The sequence below is a fragment of the Acinetobacter sp. WCHAc060042 genome (assembly GCF_003231195.1).
Classification (GTDB): domain Bacteria; phylum Pseudomonadota; class Gammaproteobacteria; order Pseudomonadales; family Moraxellaceae; genus Acinetobacter.
Window position 1 is genome coordinate 1 of record NZ_QKVN01000026.1, and the last position, 23,598, is coordinate 23,598.

Sequence of the window (23,598 nt, forward strand, 5' to 3'; positions counted from 1 at the left end):
GCTAAAGCGTCCTTTTTTAATATCAGTTTAGGATTTTAAAAATCATAAATTATTTGTGACAGGTGAAGTAGTGATTCAAACATTTCACCCCAATAGAAGCAGTACAGATATAGTCTGAGTCATACAACAAAGCAGTGCTTGCTTGTATGACTTAGGGTGCTGGGTTTGGCTGTTGCTGATGAATGGCTTGAATACCTTGTAAAACCTCTTCTGATAAATCAATCTCAAAAGCTTGAATATTTTCTTTTAGTTGGTTTAAGTTTGTTGCGCCAATAATGGTACTGGTCACAAAGAACTGTTGTTTAATAAAGGCTAAAGCCAGTTGTGTAGGTGTTAAACCATGTTGTTCAGCCAGTTGAGCATACTGTTCCGTTGCCCATTCACTCTCAGGGTTGCTATAACGACTAAAGCGACTAAAAAGAGTCACTCGAGCATTCGCTGGGCGCGCACCATTGCGGAATTTCCCCGTGAGGTAACCAAAAGCGAGTGGGGAGTAGGCGAGTAAACCAATGCCTTCATATTTCGCAATTTCAGACATCCCAATTTCGTAAGTGCGGTTGAGTAAGTTATAAGGGTTTTGCACACTTACAAATTTAGACAGACCAAGTTGCTCTGCAATCTGTAAAAATTTCATGGTTCCCCATGGCGTTTCATTAGACAAACCAATATAACGGATACGACCTTTTTGAATTTCAGCTTCGAGCGCAAGTAAAGTTTCTTCTAGAGATGTTACGGTTTTGGTGCTGTGAGCTTCATCATTTTCATAGCCTAATTTGCCGAAAAAGTTGGTCGGACGTTGTGGCCAGTGTAATTGGTACAAATCAATATAATCGGTCTGTAAACGCTTTAGATTGCCATCTAGCGCAGAAGAAATGTCGTTGGCATTAAAACGGGTTTGTCCGTCACGAATATGACTGCCACCTTGAGATGGGCCAGCAATTTTAGAAGCTAAAAAAAGTTTGTCACGTCCCCCACGCTGCGCAATCCATTGTCCAATAATGACTTCCGTTGCGCCTTGCGTTTCAGGCTTGGGTGGAACTGGATACATTTCTGCAGTATCCCAAAAATTGATGCCTTGTGCTAAAGCATAGTCAAGTTGCTCAAAGGCTTCAGCTTGCGTATTTTGTTCACCAAAGGTCATGGTGCCGAGACAAATTTCAGGAACCAAAATGCCTGTATTGGCTAAGGGTTTAAATTGCATTCAACATTTCCTTTATGGACTGTGCTTTGGGGTCGAATAAGATTAAACAATTATCTACAGTAGGTTAAATCACTATTTTTACAAAGTTTGTCAAGATTTTGTCAAAGCAGTTACGAATTGAAGGCATAAAAAAAGCAAATCCGAAGATCTGCTTTTGGCTGTATCAGCTACGAAGAATAAATTTTATTCTTCGTCATCATAATCTTCAGCATGGGCTTTGGATTCTTCTAAAGAGGCATCAAAAATTAAGATAGCTTTACCATCAGTCTCAATCATCCCTTGGTCTTCTAATGTTTTTAAAACACGACCAACCATCTCTCGCGAGCAACCAACGATGCGACCGATCTCTTGACGCGTAATACGGATTTGACGGCCATTAGGTAAGATCATTGCTTCTGGTTGAGCAGATAAGTCAATAAGACAACGTGCAATACGACCTGAAACATCAATAAATGCAAGGTCAGTGACTTTACGCGTGGTGTTTTTTAGACGACGCACAAGCTGTGCAAAAACTGCATAGCTGAGGTCTGGGTATTGTTTGCTCAATTCATGGAAGTTTTCATAAGTCACTTCAGCAATTTCACAAACGTCACGTGTACGTACTTCAGCAGTACGCTGTGAATTTGCTTCGAATAGACCCATTTCACCAAAAAAGTCACCCGCATTTAAATACGCAACAACAATTTCGCGTTCATCGTCTTCACGCAAAATAATAGAGACCGAACCTTTTAAAATCAAATATAACGATTTAGATTCTGAGCCAGCATCTACGATCGTTGTGCGCTTTGGATAACGATTAATATATGCGCGTTTTAATAGTGCTTTCACTGACTCTGGGAGTTGACCTGGAGACAGCGCATCAGTGCTTAATTGTGAAAAGCTTGAAGTCATGCTAACGGTTCCGAAAATGGATAAATTATAGATCGCACAGACCTAGAGTGAACTTGTCACACAGTCAGAGCTGAAATTCCTTATCAACTCAATTTATGGTAGTGTACAGGTACTTCGTCAATTTATAGCTTTTTTTAGGTAGTTGCAATGCAAACAACTGTTCATTGGTTAGAGAATGTTGCTTTCGAAGCAAAAACTCAAAGTGGTCACAGTGTCATCATGGATGGTTCACCCGAATATGGTGGTGAAAACCGTGGTCCAAGACCAATGGAATTGATCCTGACAGGACTCGGAGGTTGTGCTTCTTTTGACATCGTGACTATCCTTAAAAAATCACGTCAAGAAATAACGGATGTTCGCTGTGAACTCAAGGCAGAGCGTGCAGATAGCATCCCCGCAGTGTTCACAAAAATTCACTTACATTTCGTGATTGCTGGTCATGCAGTGAAGGAAAAACAAGTCGCAAAAGCTGTGGAATTATCGGCAGAAAAGTACTGTTCTGCGAGCAAAATGTTGATGGATGGTGGCGTAGAAATCACCCATGATTTTGAGATTATTGAAGCAAATTAATCCCTGACTTTTAAGTCATTTGAGGCTGATCTGATGATCGGCCTTTTTCATGCTTCACGCTTTTGTTTTCATTCCGTAAACTGGTACACAGTTCGTTACATGGATAAATAGAAAAAAAGAGTTGTTTGTTTGTCTAATAATTGATCAAATGATTCTAGGTTTAGCCCATTTAAATCTATCGGCCATTTCGCTTTGACAAAAAATGCAAGCTTATGCTTGAAAAATGTACATGGGGAACCCATATTATGATTAAGTTCTATTTGTTTATTGTTAAGATAAACTAATGAAAAATAAAATAAAATGTAGAAAAGTTAATTAAATTTGAATTGAATTCTGAGTAATCGTTCCCATATATCCATCAAGTTCAAAATTTGTTGTGAGGAAAACAAGAATGCGATTTGAAAAATTCACAAACCGCTTACAGCAAGCTCTTTCAGATGCTCAATCACTTGCAATGGGGAAAGACCATACCGCAATTGAGGGAATTCATATTTTATCAACCTTGTTGGAAGAAACCTCAAATCTGAGTTTGTTGCAACAAGCAGGTGCTAATCTGCCTGAATTACAAACCAAATTAAAGCAAGCCCTTGCTGATGCGCCAACCCTGTCGAATCCGACAGGTGATGTCAACCTCAGTGCAGATGCAGTCAAAGCATTGAATTTGGCAGATAGTTTTGCGCAAAAAGCAGGTGATGAGTTTTTATCTACTGATTGGGTAATACAAGCTTTAGCTGAAGTAGGTGCAACCAAAACCTTATTAAATAGTGTGGGTGTTAAACCAGACCACCTGCGCCAAGTCATTTTAAAAATTCGAGGTGATGAGAAAGTCATGAGCAACAATCATGAAGATCAACGCGATTCTCTGAATAAGTACACGATTGATTTAACTGAGCGTGCATTGGCAGGGAAATTAGATCCTGTTATTGGGCGTGATGATGAAATTCGTCGTACCATCCAAGTGTTGTCACGTCGTACTAAAAATAACCCAGTTTTGATTGGTGAACCTGGGGTGGGTAAAACTGCAATTGTAGAAGGTTTAGCTCAGCGAATTATTAACCGTGAAGTGCCTGAAAGTTTACAAGGTAAACGAGTTTTATCTTTGGACTTGGGGTCTTTGCTTGCTGGTGCTAAATACCGCGGCGAGTTTGAAGAGCGCTTAAAAGCAGTATTGAAAGATTTAGCAAAACAAGATGGTGAAGTCATTTTGTTTATTGATGAATTACACACACTGGTAGGCGCAGGTAAGGGCGAGGGCGCGATGGATGCAGGTAATATGCTAAAACCTGCTCTCGCACGTGGTGAGCTACGTTGTGTGGGTGCGACGACCTTAGACGAATATCGCCAATTCATTGAAAAAGATGCCGCATTAGAACGTCGCTTCCAAAAAGTCTTGGTCGATGAGCCGAGTGTAGAAGACACTATTGCGATTTTACGTGGCTTGAAAGAACGCTACGAAGTACATCATGGCGTGAAAATTTTAGACTCTGCCATCATTGCGGCAGCGAAAATGTCACATCGTTATATCACCGACCGTCAATTGCCAGATAAAGCGATTGATTTGATTGATGAAGCGGCTTCTCGTATCAAAATGGAGCTAGATTCTAAGCCTGAAGCGTTGGATAAACTTGAACGCCGTTTAATTCAATTGAAACTGCAACTTGAAGCAGTGAAAAAAGATGAAGATGTTGGCAGCCGTGCGGAAGTCGCTCATCTTGAAAAGCAAATTAGTGAAGTTCAACGTGAATACAATGACTTGGAAGAAGTTTGGAAAGCTGAGAAAACTTTAGTTGAAGGCACCAAACAAGTTCAAGCTGAATTGGATCAGGCTCGTATTGCGCTGCAAAAAGCGCAACGTGAAAATGACTTGGGTGAAATGTCGCGTCTTCAGTATGGTGTGATTCCTGAGCTGGAAAAACGTCTCAATGAAGAAGAAGTGGTGGAGGAGAAAGAGGAGCCGAAACTACTACGTAACAAAGTTACTGACAACGAAATTGCAGAAGTTGTTAGTGCTGCAACGGGTATTCCTGTGGCAAAAATGATGCAAGGTGAACGTGAGAAACTTCTCCATATGGAAGAGTTCTTGCATAATCGTGTCGTTGGGCAGAATGAGGCTGTGGTTGCAGTATCCAATGCGGTTCGTCGTTCGCGTGCTGGCTTATCTGATCCGAACCGACCGAGCGGCTCGTTCTTATTCTTGGGTCCAACGGGTGTTGGTAAAACAGAGTTGACTAAAGCACTGGCAAACTTCTTGTTTGATAGTGATGATGCCATGATTCGAATTGACATGTCTGAATTTATGGAAAAACACTCGGTCAGCCGTTTGGTGGGTGCGCCTCCAGGTTATGTGGGGTATGAAGAAGGTGGTGTCTTGACCGAAGCTGTGCGCCGTAAACCGTATAGTGTGGTGTTATTTGATGAAGTGGAAAAGGCACATCCAGATGTGTTTAACATCTTGCTCCAAGTATTGGATGATGGTCGCTTAACAGATTCGCAAGGTCGTGTGGTTGACTTTAAAAATACTGTAATTGTGATGACATCTAATCTTGGTTCAAGTGATGTACGCGAGTTGGGCGATAATCCATCTGATGAAGAAGTGCGAGCAGTAGTCATGAATGCCGTGACGCAACATTTCCGTCCAGAGTTTATCAATCGTATTGATGAGTTGGTGGTGTTCCATTCACTCAAAAAAGCACAAATTCGAGGTATCGCAGATATCCAGTTGGATCGTTTACGTGCTCGTTTGGTTGAAAAGGACATGCGTTTAACAGTCGATGATCATGCTTTTGATTTGTTGATTGATGCTGGTTTTGACCCTGTATATGGTGCGCGTCCACTGAAACGTGCCATCCAACAGCAAGTTGAGAATAGTTTGGCGCAAAAAATATTGTCTGGTGAATTTGTTGCTGGAGACAATATTGTTGTCACAGCGCAAGATGGTCAACTCAGCTTCGATAAAGTAAAAATGAATTAACCATTCAAATGATTAATTTTATTTGTTGAGATTAAAAAACCCAGCTTCGGCTGGGTTTTTTATGGCAGGATAGAAGTGTTAGAAGGTGACATTTTTAAGCATAAATGTGACGTAGGTTTTCACATTTATGTGATGGATATGGCATCTAAGTGCTTTATTTGCAAAATAATTATCTTTATTTAAAAATTGTCTTTATAATTTATTTTAATAAAAAGTAAATAAATTGAGATAGATAAAATGAGTCAATTAAAGTGGGGTGTTGGGGGCATATTGACGCTGGCTGTGGTCGCAGTTGGTGGTAATCTTTATGCAGATAAAAGCTTAAAGGATTATTATCAACAGGGCACTAAACAATCGAATAATTTGAATTTGCAGTATCAACAATTCCAAATGGGTGCTTTAAAAGGGAGTGCGAAATGGAGTGCCGAATTAGTACCAGATCCGTGTAAACCCAAAGACGTGGTTAAATTAAGTGGTCAGGATAATATTCAGCGTAGTTGGAATGGGTATGCGATCCAGTCGGATATTAAAATTACTCAGGCATCAGGAGCACTCCAATCTTTGTTGAAGGAACCACTCAAAGTTGATACGAAAGTCAATTGGTTAGGCACCATGAATAGTGTATTGACTACACCAGTGATTACCCGCAATGAAGCTCAACTCCAGTCTAGATTAGATCCAATGACGTTGCGGTTTCGAGCAAAGCCGATAGAACAACAGCTTAAGATACTGGATTTACAGCTTGAAATTCCAAATTTCACGATTACCGAGCCCAATATGCATATGCAAATGGTGGGGTTAAAGCTAGCAACCAACCAAGGGCTCAATGGCGAATATCTTGAAGCAGGTGAAAGCAAAATCCAGATGGATCTGCTGAAAATGTCAGATCGAGATATCAATAAACCCATTAGTGCTGAAATTAAAAATTTTAGTCTAGAAACGCAAAGCAAATTGACGGATCGTGTTTTAAACACTGAGATGATGCTACGCTTAGATGAAATGAAAATGCCCGCCGCACCTGCAATTCAAAACCTACAGTTTAATTTTAATGTACTCGATGTGAATCGACAAAAAATGCAGGCGCTGTTTGATATTGTGGCGAAAAGTGAAAATAGTTGCTTAGCCAAAGAGACTGTGGAAAAAGATATGGAGCCTGCTTTATTAGCCGTGATCAATGAAGGTTTCCGCTTCGAATCCAAAGAGAACCAGTTTGCTATCGGAGATGGTGTTGCTCAGGCGAATGTGACGGGGCGTATTATGCCGAGTCACCAATCGACTGTGATGGGAATGGTGAAAATGATGCCAAGTTTAATGGAATATAAAGCAGATGTTCAGTTTGATAAAAATATGATCTCGCGCATCATGAATAATTATCTGCAAAAAGGCGGGATAACGATGTCTGATCAAGAAGTTGAAAGCATGCTTTCGACAATGCAAAGTTCAGGTCAGGTGAAACGCGAAGGTAATACTATGAAAATGTCAGTTGAATACAAATATGGGCAAACCAATTTTCTCACTGAATAATGCAAAATATGTTGCTGTAGCAAATAAAAGGGGACGTATTTCGTCCCTTTTTATCTTTGAAAATTGTCCATGTAAAATTTAATGAAGATGAAATATGAGATCAGGTTTCATCTTTAATGCATTAATTTTTTGGATGGGTGATTTTCCATGCCCGGTGGATTTTTTGATTACGTTTGAAATCAGGCCCAATGGTTTCACTGGTGATTTCTTCGACATCAAAGAACGCCAAAATTTCTTCGTCCATTTCAAAGCCGCGGTAGTTGTTTGAAAAGTACAAAGTACCATCTGTGGTTAAACGGTTCATGGCGCGTTTAAGCAATGATAAATGGTCACGTTGTACATCAAAGGTACCGTAGAACTTTTTTGAGTTTGAGAAAGTTGGTGGGTCAATAAAGATCAGATCATACTGTTCATGACCTTCTTTCAACCACTCAAAACAGTCGCTGGCAAAGAACTGGTGTTGTTCATCGGCATGATCGACCGTTAAGCCATTCAAGACGAAGTTTTCTTTAGACCAACTCAAATAGGTGTTTGACAGATCGACGCTGGTTGTACTTGCTGCACCACCTAAAGCTGCATGTAAGCTGGCTGTAGAGGTATAACTGTACAAGTTCAAGAAGTGCTTACCACGCGCTTCTTGTGCAATACGTAGACGGATTTGACGGTGGTCTAAGAACAAGCCAGTATCTAGGTAATCGGTTAAGTTGACTAAGATTTTTGCTTTGCCTTCTTGTACGATAAAACGTTTCGAAGCTGTACTTTGTTTGGTGTACTGGTTTTTACCTTCTTGACGAGCACGTGTTTTGATAAAGATCGCATCACGACCTAAACCTGTTACTGCACGAATCGCCTGTAAAGCAAGATTGAAACGTTTCTTGGCTTTTTCAGGATCAATTTTTTTCGGTGGTGCGTACTCTTGGACGTGGAGACGATCACCATACAAATCGACTGCGACGTTAAAGTCAGGAAGATCAGCATCATATAAACGCAAACAGTGAATGTTCTCTTTCACTGCCCATTTCTTTAAAGTTTGCATGTTCTTTTGCAAGCGGTTAGCAAAGTCTTCAGCGCCTTCAATTGCTTCAAACTGTTGTGGCTGCCACGTTTCCAAGAAAGGTTTAACTACTGCCACAGGCTTAACACAACCTGAACGCACATAAATTGGCAGTTTACCATTCATCAAGCGCATGGTTTGCGGGTCGTTCAGCGCCAATACATCGGCTTGCTCAACGGCTGCGGCGATGACTGCTGCAGTTTGATTTGGGAAGTTTTTTTGCAATAAAGCAGATAAGCCTAAATATAAAGCACGGTTAGAGGCCTTATCGCCTAAGCGCTCACCATAAGGCGGGTTGGTCACAATAAAGGCTGTTTTTCCTTCTGCTTCGAAGTTTGGCCAATCTGCCAAAGTCCGTTCTTCGATTTGAATGTGGTCGAGTAGACGTTCAAATCCTGCAGCGATGATGTTTTGTTTGGTGGCTTTTACTGCTTCCCAGTCAGCATCAAAAGCATAGAACTTAGGGAGCGGTTGCTCCAAAGCTGCTTGATGGCGATCAGCTGCTTCCGCTTTGATGCTCATCCATAGTTCGTGATTATGACCATTCCAACCATTGAAACCGAAACGACGGACTAAGCCGGGTGCACGGTCTGTCAGCATCATCAACGCTTCAATAATGAATGTCCCTGAACCACACATTGGATCGAGGAAAATATCGGGTCTTTTTGACAGCAGCTTGGCTTTTTGTAAAATCGCAGCCGCTAAGTTCTCTTTAATTGGGGCATCGGTCATATAACGACGGTAGCCACGTTTATGCAGTGAGTCACCAGATAAGTCTAAACAGTAGGTATGTTCAGTTTTGCCTGCGAGTGCATAAATGGTAATTTCAGGTTGCTTAATGTCAATACTTGGGCGCTTACCCATAGCTTCCATAAACGAATCGACGATACCGTCTTTTACACGTAGCGTTGCAAACTGGCTGTTGACCTTAATTTCACGTTCAATATGTAAACGTACAGCAAAGGTACTTTGTGGTGCAAAAATCAGAGACCAATCAAAATTGATTGCACCTTCATAGAGCTCTTCAGCAACATCACGTGCATCATGACTACGTTCTAATTCGTGGACGTGAATAGGCGTGAGTACACGTGATGCAAGACGTGACCACATACAAATGCGATAGGCATGCTCAAGAGTGCCTTTGAAAACTAAACGCCCAGGGAAACGTTCAATGTTTTGAACACCTAAACCTTCTAATTCTTCTTGGAGTAAGGTTTCTAACCCATCAGCACAAGTAACCCAATAGCTGCTTAAACGTGAAGCGGTATTCATAAATTTGAGAGACCAAAATAAAACAAAATAAACTCGCTAAAGTTTAACGTATTTTGCCTCTGAATGGTTTTTTTAATGTGCTTCTAGCTTTAGGAAATAGCAAAATAAATGAATTGCCATGTGAACAATAACGTTTTTGGTACGCATTTTGCTAAATCCTTGCAAGTTTAATTTATTGAATGATTTTTATAAGTCATCAGTAAATATTTTTCATTTGAAAGGGGAAGAATATGTCGACCAAGTTAGACCGAGGTGTTGTAAGTCATGCTGATACTTTTTCAATTGCAACTTTACTTTACGCACGTCTGCGCCGTGTATCGGGGCGCGTAATTGATGTGCTTTATTTAGTTGAAAATCCAAGTTATGCGCGTCAAATGGCGGAGTTGGCTTTAAGCACAGAGGATGCCGAATTGATTCGTTTGGTGAGCCGTTTAGATAGTGTTATGGACTTATTCAACTATGAGGAACCAGAAGCTATCGAGAAACCAAAAAACATGAATAACAGTCGCTATGAGTCAGGAGCAACCGAAGAAGAAATTTACCGAGCTCAAGTGTCGCATCACTATATTGGTGCTTTACGATAATAATCATTCAAATTTGATCAGCTCTCGAAAGAGGGCTTTTTTATAGCGATGCGAAACGTATCGGTGAAAGAATGTGCAATGTGCTAGATGATCCTCAATGGATTTGAGTAAAATTTTGAGAAAATAGATGCTAAAAAATGTTTAATTTAACTAATTGAAATAATAAATAAGAATTTCATAATCTTAGTTTTGAAGCCGATGATAATTAAGGCAATTGTTTTAAACTGAGGTCCAAATCAAAAAGAAAATCTGTATAATGCGTTAACTTAACGTAGAAGGAATCTCTCATGCACTTGGCAGCATTGCATACTCCGAGTCAGATTCAACTCAACCAAGATGGTCATCTCAAACACTTCCTTACCATCGAAGGTCTTTCTAAAGAAACTCTTACAAAAATATTGGACACTGCGCAGTCCTTTTTTAATGACCAAAATCAGCTGATGACGAACAACCTCTTAGAAGGTCGAACGGTCATGAATCTCTTCTTTGAAAACTCAACCCGTACTCGTACCACTTTTGAAGCTGCTGCAAAACGTCTTTCTGCAAATGTATTAAATATTGATATCGCACGTTCGAGTACTTCCAAAGGTGAGACGCTTAGAGACACTTTGTGGAACTTAGAAGCGATGGCGGCAGATATTTTTGTGGTACGTCATTCATCGTCAGGTGCCGCACATTTCATTGCCCAAACTGTTTGTCCACATGTCGCAATTATTAATGCAGGTGATGGTCGTCATGCACATCCAACACAAGCCATGTTGGACATGTTAACCATTCGCCGTGAAACCAAAAAGAAGTTTGAAGATATTTCAATTGCCATCATTGGTGATATTAAACATTCACGCGTGGCACGTTCAGATGTTGCTGCATTACAAACTTTGGGCTGTAAAGACATTCGCGTGATTGCACCGAATACACTGTTGCCCTATGGTTTTGATGAATATGGTGAAGGTGTACGCCTCTTTAATAACATGGAAGCAGGGATTAAAGACTGCGATGTGATTATTACCCTACGTATTCAAAATGAACGTATTGATTCGCCTGCGCTGTCATCTCAAGCTGAATTCTATAAAATGTACGGTTTAAACAAAGAACGCCTTGCGATGGCAAAACCTGATTGCATCGTGATGCATCCGGGGCCTATGAACCGTGGTGTAGAGATTGATTCCAGTATTGCCGATGGCCCACAGTCGGTGATTTTAAATCAGGTGACCAACGGGATTGCAGTACGTATGGCAGTTTTGGCGCTTGCAATGCAAGGTCAACTGCAAGAGCAAGGTTTGTTAGACGCGATTGCGGTGTAAGGAAATAAGTCATGACTGTTGTAAAAATTGAAAATGTACGTGTCCTTGACCCAATTCATCAAACAGATACGGTTCAAACAGTATATGTGGAAAATGGCAAGTTGGTTTCTGAAACAGCTGACATCACAGAAACTATGGATGGACATGGTAAATGGTTGATGCCAACTATGGTGGACTTATGTGTACGCCTACGTGAACCAGGTCAGCAACAGCACGGGACATTAAAGTCAGAGGGTCGTGCTGCACGTGAAAATGGTATTTTACATGTGTTTACACCACCAGACTCCAAACCAATTGTGCAAGATAATGGTGCTTTGATTCATGGTCTGATGGAAAAAGCCATGTTGGATGGCGGTATTTATCTAGAAGTGATTGGTGCCCAAACCCAAGGCTTGCAAGGCAAGCAACCTGCAAATATGGCAGGTTTGAAAAAGGGCGGTTGTACGGCAGTGTCAAATGCCAATGCGCCTTTTGCAGATGATGATGTTGTACTACGTACTTTAGAGTATGCAGCAGGCCTAGGCATGACTGTGGTGTTTTATGCAGAGGAACCACAAATTGCCAAAGATGGTTGTGTGCACGAGGGTTTCGTTGCATCCCGTCAAGGTTTACCGATGATTCCTGCAATTGCTGAAACCATTGCGATTGCCAAGTATTTGTTGATGATTGAAGCAACGGGTGTTCGTGCACACTTTGGTTTGCTGTCTACAGGTGCTTCTGTGAATTTGATCAAAATTGCTAAAGATAAAGGTTTGCCAGTCACCTGTGATGTGGCGATGCATCAACTGCACTTAACAGATCAGTTGATTGATGGTTTCAACTCACTTGCGCATGTTCGTCCACCACTACGTGCTGAGTCAGATAAAGAGTTCCTTCGCCAAGGTGTGAAAAATGGCGTGATCGACGCAATTTGTACCCATCATGAACCATTGAGCAGCTCTGCAAAGCTAGCACCATTTGCTGAAACACAGCCTGGCATTAGCGCTTTTGATACCTATGTGGCTTTCGGTGTGCAATTGGTACGCGAAGGTTTATTTAGTCCTTTGGAATGGGTTGAGAAAGTCACAACTGCACCAGCAACAGTAGCAAATATGCTTGAACGTTGGACTGTTGAAGCAGGCTGGGTATTGGTTGACCCAGAGTTAGATTGGATTGTGAATAAAGACAATATTTTGTCGCAAGGGAAAAATACACCTTTAATCAATCAAGTCGTGAAAGGTAAAGTTATAAAAACTTTTATTTCTTAAGTTCCAGCCTATATTTCAAAATTGACTAAAAAGTCAGCTTAGGCTGGCTTTTTTATTGATTTGACGAAAAGTAATGTAAATACAATATTTTACAAAGTACAAAAAATGAGCAGATAAACTAAAAAATGACAATGAAAACAATGCGAAAAAAGTGGGGGGTAAGATTTCATGAATGTCGATTTTATGGATTTACTAGAACAAAATGTCTCTGCTATTGTTTTAGAAGGGGATACACAACATTTACTTGAAAAAAATCAAGCAATTCAATCTTTTTTACCTATTTTACTGTCTGTATTGAAGTCAAAATCTGAGTTAATTTCTGCATTTCAACAGCAGCTCAACCCACGTTTAAATGATGCTTTTGCATCACATATAGGGTTGAAGCAACAATTTCTCGAACAAGTGAGGGGGAGTGCCCCTACCGATGAAATTGAAAGTACCTTGAGCCGTTCGATTACACCTGCCTTGGCATTTTTAGCGACAGAGGCAGGTTCTTCTGAACCCGAAGCGATTTTACATTTGCTACAGGTGAATGCTGCTTCTATTAACAATGCACTGCCTGAGTGGGCAAGAGCATTACTGTCTGGATTAGGGGTAAATCCTTTACAGGGGCAGGCTACACATGTCTCACCTACAAGTGTATATAGCTCTAAATCAGAAGAAAAACGCTCTTTTTTACTGCCAGTCTTTGCTTTGATTATTTTAGCTGCGTTGTTCGCGTTTATTTTTAGAACCTGTACAGATAAAACAGATTCAGAAATAACACCTGCCAATAACGTGAGCGCCAGCCAACCTGCAAAATTTCAAATCACAACTGGGGCGACAGGGGATCTGGTGACTTGCCAAATTTTATCGGGGAATGCCAGCTATGTTGAAATTTTGCAAAAGGAAGTGAAGCAAACTTTTAACAACAGCATTGGATGTGGGGTTGATACACAGAACATTTATCATACCGCGTTTATTGATCAAGACGTGATCCCCAGTGTTTTGCGTACCCTAAAAGGTGTGCCAAATGTTAACCTTACTTGGTTGGGTGATCAGCTCTCAATTCAAGCCAACGATCCAGCCAATGCCGCTAAAATAGTAGATCAAATTAAACCTTTATTAAGGGATATGAAGCTTACAACACAGCAACCACTAGATGTGAATCGTGCAATTGATACCAGTATTAGTGATGCTGAACGTGCATTAGCTGAAATTAACCCAGCGCAAGTTCGAGCATTAGATGTTGCGACTGCATTAAATTTGCAAATTATCAACTTTGACACGGCTTCATCTACAGTTCCCGATGCCAATAAGTCGATTTTAGATCAGGCAGCGGCTCTGATGCAAAAAGCACCTCAAGCCAAACTGACCGTGATAGGACATACTGATGCAACAGGAGATGCGAGTATCAATAAAACTTTGTCGCAAAACCGTGCGCAAGCTGTTGTGGATTATTTAATTTTTAAAGGTGTCGATCCTGCACAGCTTCGAGCGATCGGTTATGGGCAAGAAAAGCCAATTGCAGATAATCAAACCACTGAAGGTAAGTTTAAAAACCGCCGCATTGAGTTTGAAGTTTTAAATACAGACACTGGTGTCGTACGTGAAATAGGCGAAAGTGGTGTTGAAAAGGTTAATTAAAAGGTATTTAAACCCTGCTTAGGCAGGGTTATTTTATTTATATACTCGCGTAAAGCTTTATTTTTTGGTTAAATACGCAGCGAAAACAACGACCTTATGGTTTATAACAATGATGAAGAAAACAATTTTTGCCAGCTTAATCTTGAGCAGCTTATTTTTGAGTGCTTGCAATCGTTCAGAGAACAAAACAGAAACAGCTGCTGAGACGCAAGATATGTCGGATTGGAGTTGTACAGCCCCTGCCAATGTCGAACAAATTCAAGCACATTTAAAAACGGAATATTTAAAAGCCTTAGACCGCCGTTTACGTGATAGTCGTGAATATGAGGCAGATGAAAAACTATTAGCGCAAATTAATAAAGGCATTCGTTTTGAAATTAAAGGCATTTCAACAATCACAGAAAAACCAGAAACAGCAAAGCAGTTGGACTGTGAAAGCCAGTTGGTGGTGATTTTCCCGAAAGGTTTACAGAAACGTGCTGAAAATGCATTTTTAGCGCGTCCATGTGAAGAGTGTGAAGATGGTTATCAAAGTACTCTACGCGATGTCCTAGAAGATGGTGAATACTCACTCCGTTTGGACAATGATCAGCTACAAGGCGCATTTAGCTATAACATCATAAAAACAGATAAAGAGGGCATTAGCCTCAACGTACCTAATCAAAATGGTGTGATTGATGGTGTGGTTCTCGTAACACAAAATGCAGTGCAGTTTGCAGCCTATGAAAAAGAAAATGCAGAAATCCAAGCGAATATGAAGCAGTATAACGAGCAAGAAGTTGCGCAGATGGAACTGGCTCAAAAAGCCATGAATATCCGTAAAAAAGAACTGGATGCAGACCAAGTTAAAGTGGTGGAACGCCTGAATCAAACTTGGGATAACTTGACTGAGGAACAAAAACAGCAGCTACAACAAGACCAAACCGAGTGGTTTGAAAAACGTGATGTAGACTGTAAAGTGATTTCTCAGAAAAGTGTCTACCAAATGGCGGATAGTGAAAAAGAAACCTATCAAAAGCAGTCACAATATTGGGATGATGCGTTACGTGCCCAAGATCAACAATTGCAATATACCAAGTGCTTTAACCAAAAAACGACCGAGCGTGTTGTGTATTTAAATAATGTGTTTAATTAAGTAGCCTACACTATAAGTACACTTTTTGAGTATTTGTAGAATGAGAAAAGGACGAAGAGAATTCGTCCTTTTCTTATTTGGATTAAGTTTTATCTTTGGTTTAGTTTAAAGAATAGCAGGCATTTATTCATGTATGGGAACCATACCTTTAAAAACAGGATCGTTGCTTTAAAGGCATTGGATTATTTTTCTATTGGTATTAAATGGTGTTGAATTAGCGGATGAGGGGAACACCTGTCACTTTTTGAATGTCTTCAAAACTGACATCTTTCGCCAGTTCAACTAATTTCACACCTTCCTGAGTAATGTCCATGACACCGAGGTCAGTAATTACGCGATGTACGACATTTTTACCTGTCAGGGGCAGGCTACACTGCTCGACAATTTTCGGTGTACCATCTTTTGCAGAGTGTTCCATGAGCACCACCACTTTTTGCACTCCAGCAACCAAATCCATTGCGCCGCCCATGCCTTTGACTTTTTTGCCTGGAATCATCCAATTAGCCAAATCGCCATTTTGTGAGACTTCCATGGCCCCTAAAATGGCAATATTGACATGACCTCCACGGATCATGGCAAAAGAATCTGCACTAGAGAAAAATGCAGCGCCCTGACGTGCCGTAACCGTTTGTTTTCCAGCATTGATTAAATCGGCATCGACCGTTTCGGCTGTTGGAAACTCGCCAATACCCAATAACCCATTTTCAGACTGCAACCAGACGTTGACGTTTTCAGGAATATAGTTGGCTACCAGTGTGGGTAAGCCAATGCCTAAATTGACATAAAAACCATCTTCCAGCTCAAGCGCTGCACGTTGTGCCATTTCATTACGAGACCAAGCCATGGGTTAAGCCTCCTCTTTTAATGTGAGTTGTTCGATACGTTTTTCAGGGTTTGCATTTAGCACAATGCGATTGACATAAATACCCGGTAGGTGAATCTGGTCAGGGTCTAAAGCGCCAATTTCAACAATTTCCTCAACTTCGACAATGCAGACTTTTCCAGCCATGGCACATACTGGGTTAAAGTTTTGTGCGGTTTTACGGAAAATTAAGTTACCTGCAGTATCGGCCTTGTACGCCTTGACCAGTGCAATGTCAGCGGTGAGCGAGTTTTCTAGAATATAAGGTTTACCATTAAACGCTCGCTCTTCTTTGCCTTCGGCAATGAGTGTGCCGACACCTGTTGCGGTAAAGAAGGCGGGGATACCTGCACCTCCAGCACGGAGTTTTTCTGCCAGTGTGCCTTGAGGGGTGAGCTCCACTTCAAGCTCACCACTTAAGAACTGACGTTCAAATTCTTTGTTTTCACCCACATAAGAAGCAATCATTTTTTTGATTTGTTTGCTTTCTAATAAGAGACCTAAGCCGAAACCATCGACGCCTGCATTGTTTGAAATACAGGTAAGGTTTTTCACGCCCGTTTGTTTTAAGGCCGCAATCAGACTTTCTGGAATACCGCATAAGCCAAAGCCACCAACCGCTAGGGTTTGACCATCTTGAACCACATCTTGCAGTGCATCCTTTGCACTTGAATAAACTTTATTGACCATAGTGTTCTCGTTATCAATTGAATGGCTTAGGCACAGCGCTTTTGCCAGTAGGCATTGGCATAATTAGATGGATTGGTACGTTGTAGTACTTGGCTGATGTTTTGGCTGGCAATCATCAGTGCATCAAGATCAACCCCTGTGTCATAACCCATGTTGGAGAGTAGGTAGTAAAGGTCTTCTGTGGAAACATTGCCCGATGCGCCTTTGGCATAAGGGCAGCCACCTAAACCTGCAATGGACGAATCAAATACACGAATGCCTTGTTCTAAAGACTGGTAAATATTGGCAATCGCCATGCCATAAGTATTATGAAAATGTCCTGCTAAACTCGCAGCATCCATTTCAGCTAAACATGCCTGCCAGACTTTTTTTACGCGGTCTGGTGTCGCCGTACCAATCGTTTCACCTAAGGACACTTCATAGCAGCCCATGTCCAGCAAACGTTGACTGACGTGTGCAACTTTGCTCGGTGCAATTGCGCCTTCATAGGGGCAGTCCACAATACAAGACACATAGCCACGCACTTTGATGTGATGAGCTTTCGCCGCAGTCATGATGTCTGCAAATTTTTCAAAGCTTTCATCAATGGAGCAATTGATGTTCTTTTGGGTAAAACTTTCGGAGGCTGCGGTAAAAACAGCAACCTCCTGACAGCCGACAGCCAATGCAGACTCAAACCCTTTTAAGTTTGGGGTCAATAAACTAAAACTGATATTCGGATCTTTAGGTAAGCTGGCAAAGAGTTCATCACTCTGTGCCATTTGTGGAACCCACTTTGCAGAGACACAAGAGCCCACTTCAATGGCACTGAGTCCTGTCTGCATTAAATCTAAAATCAGTTTACGACGGTCATCCAAAGTGAGTGGTGTCTTTTCATTTTGCAAACCATCTCGTGGGCCGACTTCAACAATTCTGACAAATTCACTCATGCGGCACCTTCCAAGCTTGAAAACTCAACCAATTCATCGCCCGCTTTGACCTGATCACCGACTTGGAAGTAAGCCGCAGAGACAATGCCGTCATGTGGAGCACGAATTGAATATTCAATTTTCATCGCTTCAAGCGTGAGGAGAACCTCATCTTTTTTCACTGTACTGTTGTTTTGTACTAAGACTTGCGTAATCACACCCGGCATTGGTGCTTTTAAGTTATTGGCATCAGAAGTATCATCTTCGGTATTAAAGTTAGGCTGAATATGTGCAAATTTATAGCTTTGACCATCTGCATATAGGGTTAGGCCCTGCGGACTTGAACTATAAGCATAGGTCTTTTTGCTTTTTGCACATTCAATTTTAGCTAAATGTGTCTCTAACAATTCACCTTGAATGAAAATGCTATTTCCATTGTATTTTGCGGTAAAGCCTTTTGCCGTTGGGCTGAAATAGACTTTATGTTCTTCATCGTTCAGTGCCAGTTTAATGGCATAGCTGGCATTAATATTTAAACGCCATAGAGACTCGGCTTGCCATACAGGATTTGCAGCTGTTTGATTGCTGGCAAAGCGGGACAAGAGTTCAATCAATGCCGCCGTGATAATAAGCTCTGAAGAGGCTGTTTCATTGTGTTGTAGTAAAAACGCTTCTTCACGTTGAATTAAGTTGGTGTCTAGGTTGGCGGTTTTAAACGATTCTGAACGGACCAAGCGGTCTAAGAATGCAATGTTATTGCCCAAGCCATCGACATGAAACTGACTGAGAGCATGGTGCATTTGCGTGAGTGCTGCTTCACGATTCTTCGCCCACACAATCAATTTGGCAATCATTGGGTCGTAAAAGGTCGTTATTTCATCCCCTTCAACAATGCCACTGTCTACGCGGACATGCTCATTTTGCTGAGGGTAGTGCAGGTAGTGAATTTTACCAATCGCAGGTAAGAAACCTTTTTCAGGTTCTTCAGCATAGACACGCGCTTCTAATGCATGACCATGAATACTAAGTTCGTGTTGTTGTTTAGGCAGTGGTTCACCAAAAGCTACACGTAGTTGCCATTCCACCAAATCTTGCCCTGTAATCATCTCTGTTACAGGATGCTCAACTTGCAGACGGGTATTCATTTCCATGAAATAGGCCGTGCCGTCTTGTTCCACAATAAACTCAACTGTACCTGCACCGACATAATCTACTGCACGTGCTGCATCAATAGCGGCTTGGCGCATGGCTTTGAGTTTTGGTTCTGCCATTTTGGGTGCAGGTGCTTCTTCTAATACTTTTTGGTGGCGACGTTGCACTGAACAGTCGCGTTCAAATAGATGCACATAGTTACCATGCGTATCACCAAACACTTGCACTTCAATATGGCGCGGTTGTACCACATAGCGTTCAACTAAAACATCGTCATTACCAAAGCTTGAACGTGCCTCACTTTTACATGAAGCCAAATGGCTTAAAAAGTCTTCGCCGCGATCAACCAAACGCATGCCTTTACCACCACCGCCAGCACTGGCTTTAATCAGCACAGGGTAGCCAATGGCATCGGCTTGTTGTTTTAAAAAATCTGGGTCTTGGTTGGTGCCATGGTAACCCGGTGTCAGCGGTACGCCTGCTTTTTCCATTAAAGATTTAGAAGTGGCTTTCAGGCCCATGGCTAAAATGGCATCTACAGGTGGGCCAATAAAGACAATGTTGTTTTTTTGGCAGGCATTGGCAAATTGGTCATTTTCAGATAAGAAACCATAACCCGGATGGATTGCTTCTGCGCCTGTGTCTAAGGCAGCTTGGATAATACGTTCAATTTGTAGGTAGCTTTGTGCAGCAGGAGATTCGCCGATATAAATGGCTTCGTCCGCTTGTTGCACGTGCTGTGCCTGAGCGTCAGCATCTGAATAGACTGCAACGGTGGCAATGCCCATTTTTTTTGCAGTTCGGATCACACGACAAGCAATTTCACCACGGTTTGCAATTAAGATTTTATTAAACATATCAATATCCTTTCTTGTTGTTATGCCGTCGTCTTGATCCAGACTGGACTGTGTTTATTTAAAAAAGCATTTAAGCCATTTTTCGCCTCTGATCCTTGGCGTACATGGGCAATATGTTGTGCGGTTTGCAACAACAATGCTTCGGTTAACACGTGTTGATCGACCATTTGGATAAGTTGTTTTGAAGCTGTTTGTGCTTCTGGCCCACCCAAAAGTAAGGCATCGACCATTTCTGCGACTTTTTCATCCAACTGTTCAGCATCGGCCACCACATGCGCCAGACCAATCTGTAGGGCTTGTTCCGCAGAAATACGTTCTGCGGTTAAAAAGTAGCGTGAAGCCTGACGTGCGCCAATCGCACGAATCACATAAGGGCTAATGGTTGAAGGGGCTAAACCTAAGCGCACTTCAGAGGTTGCAAACTTAGCATCACTGCTTGCGACACAAATATCACAGGCAGAAGCCAGTCCCATGCCACCACCAAAAGCAATGCCTTGTACGCGGGCGATGGTCGGTTGTTTTAATGTCGCTAAACTTTGTAGCATTTTCGCCAGTTTTAATGCATCGGCTTCATTTTCAGCCTGTGAGGCTTGTCCTGCTTCTTTCATCCAGTTCAGGTCTGCACCCGCCGAAAAGCTTTTGCCACGTCCAGCTAAAATCACGACACGGACATCATCACGCGTATTGAGTTCGCTAAAGCAGCGGTGTAGTTCTTCAATCACTTGAGTATTGAAAGCATTATGCATTTCTGCACGATTAATCCATACCGTTGCCACTTGGTCGCGTTGTTCGAGTTGTAAATATTGAAAGCTCATCGCTTATCTCCTACATGCGGAACACGCCGAATTTGGTCGGTTGAATGGGTGCATTTAGGGCTGCGGCTAAACTTAAACCGAGCACCTGACGGCTTTGTGCAGGATCAATCACACCGTCATCCCACAAACGCGCCGATGCATAATATGGATGGCCTTGACGTTCAAACTGATCGCGAAAAGGTTGTTTAAAATCATCTTCTTCTGCCGCAGACCAAGACTCGCCACGTTTTTCAATTTGATCTCGCTTTAGGGTCGACAATACACTTGCCGCTTGTTCACCACCCATGACCGAAATACGCGAGTTCGGCCATGTCCACATGAAACGTGGTGAATATGCACGACCACACATACCGTAGTTGCCTGCACCAAATGAACCACCAATCACAAGAGTGAGTTTCGGTACGTTCGCAGTTGCAACAGCCATGACCAGTTTGGCGCCATTTTTTGCAATACCTTCATTTTCGTATTGGCGACCGACCATAAAGCCAGTGATGTTTTGGAGGAACAGTAGGGGAATATTGCGCTGCGTACAGAGTTCAATAAAGTGAGCCCCTTTTTGTGCAGACTCTGAAAATAAAATACCGTTGTTGGCAATAATGCCAACGGGCATGCCATAAAGTTTAGCAAAACCAGTGACTAAGGTGGTGCCAAAGCGGGCTTTGAATTCATCAAAACGTGAACCATCGACAATACGCGCAATTACTTCACGAATATCGAATGGTTTGCGTGCATCACTTGGCACAACGCCATATAGTTCTGTTGCATCAAATAACGGTTCTTCAATCTCTGTTGCACGCGTATGTGGCGTTTTATTCAGGTTCGCCACGATGTTGCGGGCAATGATAATTGCATGTTCATCGTTTTCCGCCAAATGATCGGCCACACCGGACAGGCGAGTGTGCACATCACCACCGCCTAAGTCTTCACTGCTGACCACTTCACCTGTTGCCGCTTTCACCAGTGGTGGACCACCTAAGAAAATTGTCCCTTGGTTACGCACAATAATGGTTTCATCAGACATGGCAGGTACGTATGCCCCCCCAGCCGTACAACTGCCCATGACCACCGCAATTTGGGCAATTCCCATGCTCGACATGCGTGCTTGATTGTAGAAAATACGGCCAAAGTGATCACGGTCAGGGAACACCTCGTCCTGCATCGGTAAATAGGCACCACCTGAGTCAACCAAATAAATACAGGGCAGATGGTTTTGCTCTGCAATTTCTTGAGCACGTAAGTGTTTTTTCACAGTCAGTGGGTAGTACGTGCCGCCTTTTACTGTCGCATCGTTGGCGACGATCATGCAGGTCACACCATTGACCTGACCTACACCAGCAACGACACCAGCCGCAGGCACATCGTCTGCATAGACGTTTTGTGCTGCCAACTGACCAATTTCAAGGAATGCCGTGCCTGCATCAATTAACTGATCAATACGATCACGTGCTAATAGTTTTCCGCGTGCCAAATGTTTTTGTCGCGCCGCTTCACCGCCGCCTAAAGCAATTTGTTCTGCTTTTTGCTTTAAGTCATCGACCAAGCTTTGCATCGCGGTTTGGTTGGTTTTGAAGTCTTCACTTCGAATATTGATCTTGCTATGTAATTGATTCATCACGAACATCCTTGTCATTTTTATTGTTGTGGAGGGTTAAGCTGTTTCATTAAACAGTTCACGGCCAATCAACATACGGCGAATTTCAGAAGTTCCCGCGCCAATTTCATAGAGTTTTGCATCGCGCCATAGACGGCCTGCAGAAAATTCATTGATATAACCATTTCCACCTAAGGTCTGAATGGTTTCACCTGCCATCCATGTGGCTTTTTCCGCAGCATATAAAATTGCACTGGCTGCATCTTTACGTAGGCTACGGCTATGGTCAGCCTTGTCGCACTCAGCACCCACGGCATAAACCAACGCTTTACATGCCAACCAAGTCGAATACATATCGGCAATTTTGCCTTGCATCAACTGGAACTCACCGAGCGCTTGACCGAATTGTTTACGGTCATGGATATACGGAATCACGGTATCCATGCAGGCATCCATAATGCCTAAAGGACCTGCGCTTAAAACAGCACGTTCGTAGTCTAAACCGCTCATGAGCACTTTGGTGCCGTTTCCTACACCACCCATCACGTTTTCTTTTGGCACTTTCACATTGTCAAAGAACAGGGGGTAGGTGTTCGAACCACGCATACCCAATTTGTCTAAATGTGTGCCGTGGCTAAAACCTTCCATGCCTTTTTCTACAAGGAAAGCCGTCATGCCTTTAGCGCCTGCATGCAGATCCGTTTTGGCATACACCACAAGCACATCGGCATCGCCACCATTGGTGATCCACATTTTTGAGCCATTTAACAGAAAGTGATCGCCACAATCTTCAGCTTTGAGCTTCATGCTGACTACGTCTGAGCCTGCATTCGGTTCAGACATGGCAAGTGCTCCGACATACTCACCTGAAATTAGCTTCGGTAAATAACGTTGTTTTTGTTCCTCGCTGCCATTTCGGTTAATTTGATTCACACATAGGTTAGAATGTGCACCATAAGAAAGACCAATCGAAGCTGAAGCACGTGAGATTTCTTGCATGGCAATGATATGTGCTAAATAACCTAGGCCTGTACCGCCATATTCTTCACTGACGGTTAGACCGAGTAAGCCCATATCGCCAAATTTTTTCCATAGCTGAGCAGGGAATTTGTTGTTCTGATCGACTTGTTGGGCAATAGGAGTAATTTCTTTGGCACAAAACGCCGCAACGGAATCACGCAGTGCAATGAGTGTTTCATCTAAACCGAAAGTTAAGCTTTGGAAGGTCATTTCTTCATTCATCCTATGATTGTATTTGTTGTTCCTGATAAAGCATTTTTGTTGTGCTTGATTTTTACAATACATCGAATTTTTAAAAAAGTGAACTAAAATTCACAAATTGAT

The 23,598-nt window shown here is 42.1% G+C and carries 18 protein-coding genes; 8 read left to right on the forward strand and 10 right to left on the reverse strand.

All coding sequences use genetic code 11. The features are described 5' to 3' along the window. Positions 1–151: 151 nt before the first annotated feature. Both DPG01_RS12060 and crp read right to left on the reverse strand, forming a co-directional pair. On the reverse strand, positions 152–1,201 hold the full coding sequence (locus tag DPG01_RS12060; RefSeq protein WP_110975257.1) for an NADP(H)-dependent aldo-keto reductase: 1,050 nt from the start codon (positions 1,199–1,201) through the stop codon (positions 152–154). Positions 1,202–1,384: 183 nt separating this feature from the next. Next, positions 1,385–2,092: a cAMP-activated global transcriptional regulator CRP gene (crp, locus tag DPG01_RS12065; RefSeq protein ID WP_086207848.1), complete on the reverse strand. Its 708-nt coding sequence runs from the start codon at positions 2,090–2,092 to the stop codon at positions 1,385–1,387. 147 nt (positions 2,093–2,239) lie between these two features. Here crp and DPG01_RS12070 point away from each other — a divergent pair, with 147 nt between their 5' ends. The 3 genes from DPG01_RS12070 to DPG01_RS12080 all read left to right on the forward strand — a co-directional run bounded on the left by DPG01_RS12070 (position 2,240) and on the right by DPG01_RS12080 (position 7,157). Then, positions 2,240–2,662, forward strand: a complete 423-nt coding sequence (locus DPG01_RS12070; protein ID WP_110975258.1) for an OsmC family protein — start codon at positions 2,240–2,242, stop codon at positions 2,660–2,662. Between the two features lie 391 nt (positions 2,663–3,053). Continuing rightward, a complete protein-coding gene (gene clpB / locus DPG01_RS12075; RefSeq protein WP_110975259.1) occupies positions 3,054–5,633 on the forward strand; it encodes an ATP-dependent chaperone ClpB in 2,580 nt (859 codons plus the stop codon). Positions 5,634–5,870: 237 nt separating this feature from the next. Beyond that, entirely contained in the window at positions 5,871–7,157 is a 1,287-nt protein-coding gene (locus DPG01_RS12080; RefSeq protein ID WP_110975260.1) for a DUF945 family protein, read from the forward strand. Between the two features lie 121 nt (positions 7,158–7,278). On the opposite strand, the gene rlmKL is transcribed toward DPG01_RS12080, so the two are convergent. Then, positions 7,279–9,483: a bifunctional 23S rRNA (guanine(2069)-N(7))-methyltransferase RlmK/23S rRNA (guanine(2445)-N(2))-methyltransferase RlmL gene (rlmKL, locus tag DPG01_RS12085; RefSeq protein WP_110975261.1), complete on the reverse strand. Its 2,205-nt coding sequence runs from the start codon at positions 9,481–9,483 to the stop codon at positions 7,279–7,281. 230 nt (positions 9,484–9,713) lie between these two features. Here rlmKL and DPG01_RS12090 point away from each other — a divergent pair, with 230 nt between their 5' ends. The 5 genes from DPG01_RS12090 (at position 9,714) to DPG01_RS12110 (ending at position 15,379) form a co-directional block, all read left to right on the forward strand. Then, entirely contained in the window at positions 9,714–10,067 is a 354-nt protein-coding gene (locus tag DPG01_RS12090) for a hypothetical protein (protein ID WP_110975262.1), read from the forward strand. A 287-nt stretch (positions 10,068–10,354) separates the two neighbouring features. Then, positions 10,355–11,371 (forward strand): aspartate carbamoyltransferase catalytic subunit, encoded by a 1,017-nt coding sequence (locus tag DPG01_RS12095; RefSeq protein WP_086207842.1) that lies wholly within the window; start codon positions 10,355–10,357, stop codon positions 11,369–11,371. 11 nt (positions 11,372–11,382) lie between these two features. Then, positions 11,383–12,618: a dihydroorotase gene (locus DPG01_RS12100; RefSeq protein WP_110975263.1), complete on the forward strand. Its 1,236-nt coding sequence runs from the start codon at positions 11,383–11,385 to the stop codon at positions 12,616–12,618. Positions 12,619–12,786: 168 nt separating this feature from the next. After that, complete coding sequence (locus DPG01_RS12105) at positions 12,787–14,244, forward strand: OmpA family protein (RefSeq protein WP_110975264.1); 1,458 nt, start codon at positions 12,787–12,789, stop codon at positions 14,242–14,244. Between the two features lie 112 nt (positions 14,245–14,356). Continuing rightward, positions 14,357–15,379, forward strand: a complete 1,023-nt coding sequence (locus DPG01_RS12110; RefSeq protein WP_171264400.1) for a DUF1311 domain-containing protein — start codon at positions 14,357–14,359, stop codon at positions 15,377–15,379. A gap of 214 nt (positions 15,380–15,593) precedes the next feature. Here the strand turns inward: DPG01_RS12110 and DPG01_RS12115 are convergent, their stop codons facing one another. From DPG01_RS12115 to DPG01_RS12145, 7 genes are read right to left on the reverse strand one after another with little or no spacing between them, the layout of a single operon-like run. After that, on the reverse strand, positions 15,594–16,223 hold the full coding sequence (locus DPG01_RS12115) for a CoA transferase subunit B (protein ID WP_010327116.1): 630 nt from the start codon (positions 16,221–16,223) through the stop codon (positions 15,594–15,596). Between the two features lie 3 nt (positions 16,224–16,226). Next, positions 16,227–16,931, reverse strand: a complete 705-nt coding sequence (locus DPG01_RS12120; RefSeq protein ID WP_086207838.1) for a CoA transferase subunit A — start codon at positions 16,929–16,931, stop codon at positions 16,227–16,229. 26 nt (positions 16,932–16,957) lie between these two features. Further along, positions 16,958–17,860, reverse strand: coding sequence for a hydroxymethylglutaryl-CoA lyase (locus DPG01_RS12125; protein ID WP_110975265.1), 903 nt, complete (start codon positions 17,858–17,860; stop codon positions 16,958–16,960). Next, positions 17,857–19,848, reverse strand: a complete 1,992-nt coding sequence (locus DPG01_RS12130) for an acetyl/propionyl/methylcrotonyl-CoA carboxylase subunit alpha (RefSeq protein WP_110975266.1) — start codon at positions 19,846–19,848, stop codon at positions 17,857–17,859. The genes DPG01_RS12125 and DPG01_RS12130 overlap by 4 nt, the downstream gene beginning before the upstream one ends. A 20-nt stretch (positions 19,849–19,868) precedes the next feature. Beyond that, positions 19,869–20,663 carry an enoyl-CoA hydratase/isomerase family protein gene (locus DPG01_RS12135; RefSeq protein WP_110975267.1) on the reverse strand — a complete coding sequence of 265 codons (795 nt, stop codon included), beginning with the start codon at positions 20,661–20,663 and terminating at the stop codon, positions 19,869–19,871. A 10-nt stretch (positions 20,664–20,673) separates the two neighbouring features. Next, complete coding sequence (locus DPG01_RS12140; RefSeq protein WP_110975268.1) at positions 20,674–22,275, reverse strand: carboxyl transferase domain-containing protein; 1,602 nt, start codon at positions 22,273–22,275, stop codon at positions 20,674–20,676. Between the two features lie 36 nt (positions 22,276–22,311). Further along, positions 22,312–23,484, reverse strand: coding sequence for an isovaleryl-CoA dehydrogenase (locus tag DPG01_RS12145; RefSeq protein WP_110975294.1), 1,173 nt, complete (start codon positions 23,482–23,484; stop codon positions 22,312–22,314). Between the last annotated feature and the right edge of the window lie 114 nt (positions 23,485–23,598).

What these genes read in the sequence shown, in the direction of transcription:
- DPG01_RS12120 (WP_086207838.1), bottom strand. Translation starts at nt 16,931, where the DNA reads ATGGTCAATAAAGTTTATTCAAGTGCAAAGGATGCACTGCAAGATGTG.
- DPG01_RS12100 (WP_110975263.1), top strand. Translation starts at nt 11,383, where the DNA reads ATGACTGTTGTAAAAATTGAAAATGTACGTGTCCTTGACCCAATTCAT.
- DPG01_RS12060 (WP_110975257.1), bottom strand. Translation starts at nt 1,201, where the DNA reads ATGCAATTTAAACCCTTAGCCAATACAGGCATTTTGGTTCCTGAAATT.
- DPG01_RS12135 (WP_110975267.1), bottom strand. Translation starts at nt 20,663, where the DNA reads ATGAGCTTTCAATATTTACAACTCGAACAACGCGACCAAGTGGCAACG.
- DPG01_RS12070 (WP_110975258.1), top strand. Translation starts at nt 2,240, where the DNA reads ATGCAAACAACTGTTCATTGGTTAGAGAATGTTGCTTTCGAAGCAAAA.
- DPG01_RS12095 (WP_086207842.1), top strand. Translation starts at nt 10,355, where the DNA reads ATGCACTTGGCAGCATTGCATACTCCGAGTCAGATTCAACTCAACCAA.
- DPG01_RS12115 (WP_010327116.1), bottom strand. Translation starts at nt 16,223, where the DNA reads ATGGCTTGGTCTCGTAATGAAATGGCACAACGTGCAGCGCTTGAGCTG.
- crp (WP_086207848.1), bottom strand. Translation starts at nt 2,092, where the DNA reads ATGACTTCAAGCTTTTCACAATTAAGCACTGATGCGCTGTCTCCAGGT.
- DPG01_RS12080 (WP_110975260.1), top strand. Translation starts at nt 5,871, where the DNA reads ATGAGTCAATTAAAGTGGGGTGTTGGGGGCATATTGACGCTGGCTGTG.
- DPG01_RS12140 (WP_110975268.1), bottom strand. Translation starts at nt 22,275, where the DNA reads ATGAATCAATTACATAGCAAGATCAATATTCGAAGTGAAGACTTCAAA.
- clpB (WP_110975259.1), top strand. Translation starts at nt 3,054, where the DNA reads ATGCGATTTGAAAAATTCACAAACCGCTTACAGCAAGCTCTTTCAGAT.
- rlmKL (WP_110975261.1), bottom strand. Translation starts at nt 9,483, where the DNA reads ATGAATACCGCTTCACGTTTAAGCAGCTATTGGGTTACTTGTGCTGAT.
- DPG01_RS12145 (WP_110975294.1), bottom strand. Translation starts at nt 23,484, where the DNA reads ATGACCTTCCAAAGCTTAACTTTCGGTTTAGATGAAACACTCATTGCA.
- DPG01_RS12105 (WP_110975264.1), top strand. Translation starts at nt 12,787, where the DNA reads ATGAATGTCGATTTTATGGATTTACTAGAACAAAATGTCTCTGCTATT.
- DPG01_RS12090 (WP_110975262.1), top strand. Translation starts at nt 9,714, where the DNA reads ATGTCGACCAAGTTAGACCGAGGTGTTGTAAGTCATGCTGATACTTTT.
- DPG01_RS12125 (WP_110975265.1), bottom strand. Translation starts at nt 17,860, where the DNA reads ATGAGTGAATTTGTCAGAATTGTTGAAGTCGGCCCACGAGATGGTTTG.
- DPG01_RS12130 (WP_110975266.1), bottom strand. Translation starts at nt 19,848, where the DNA reads ATGTTTAATAAAATCTTAATTGCAAACCGTGGTGAAATTGCTTGTCGT.
- DPG01_RS12110 (WP_171264400.1), top strand. Translation starts at nt 14,357, where the DNA reads ATGAAGAAAACAATTTTTGCCAGCTTAATCTTGAGCAGCTTATTTTTG.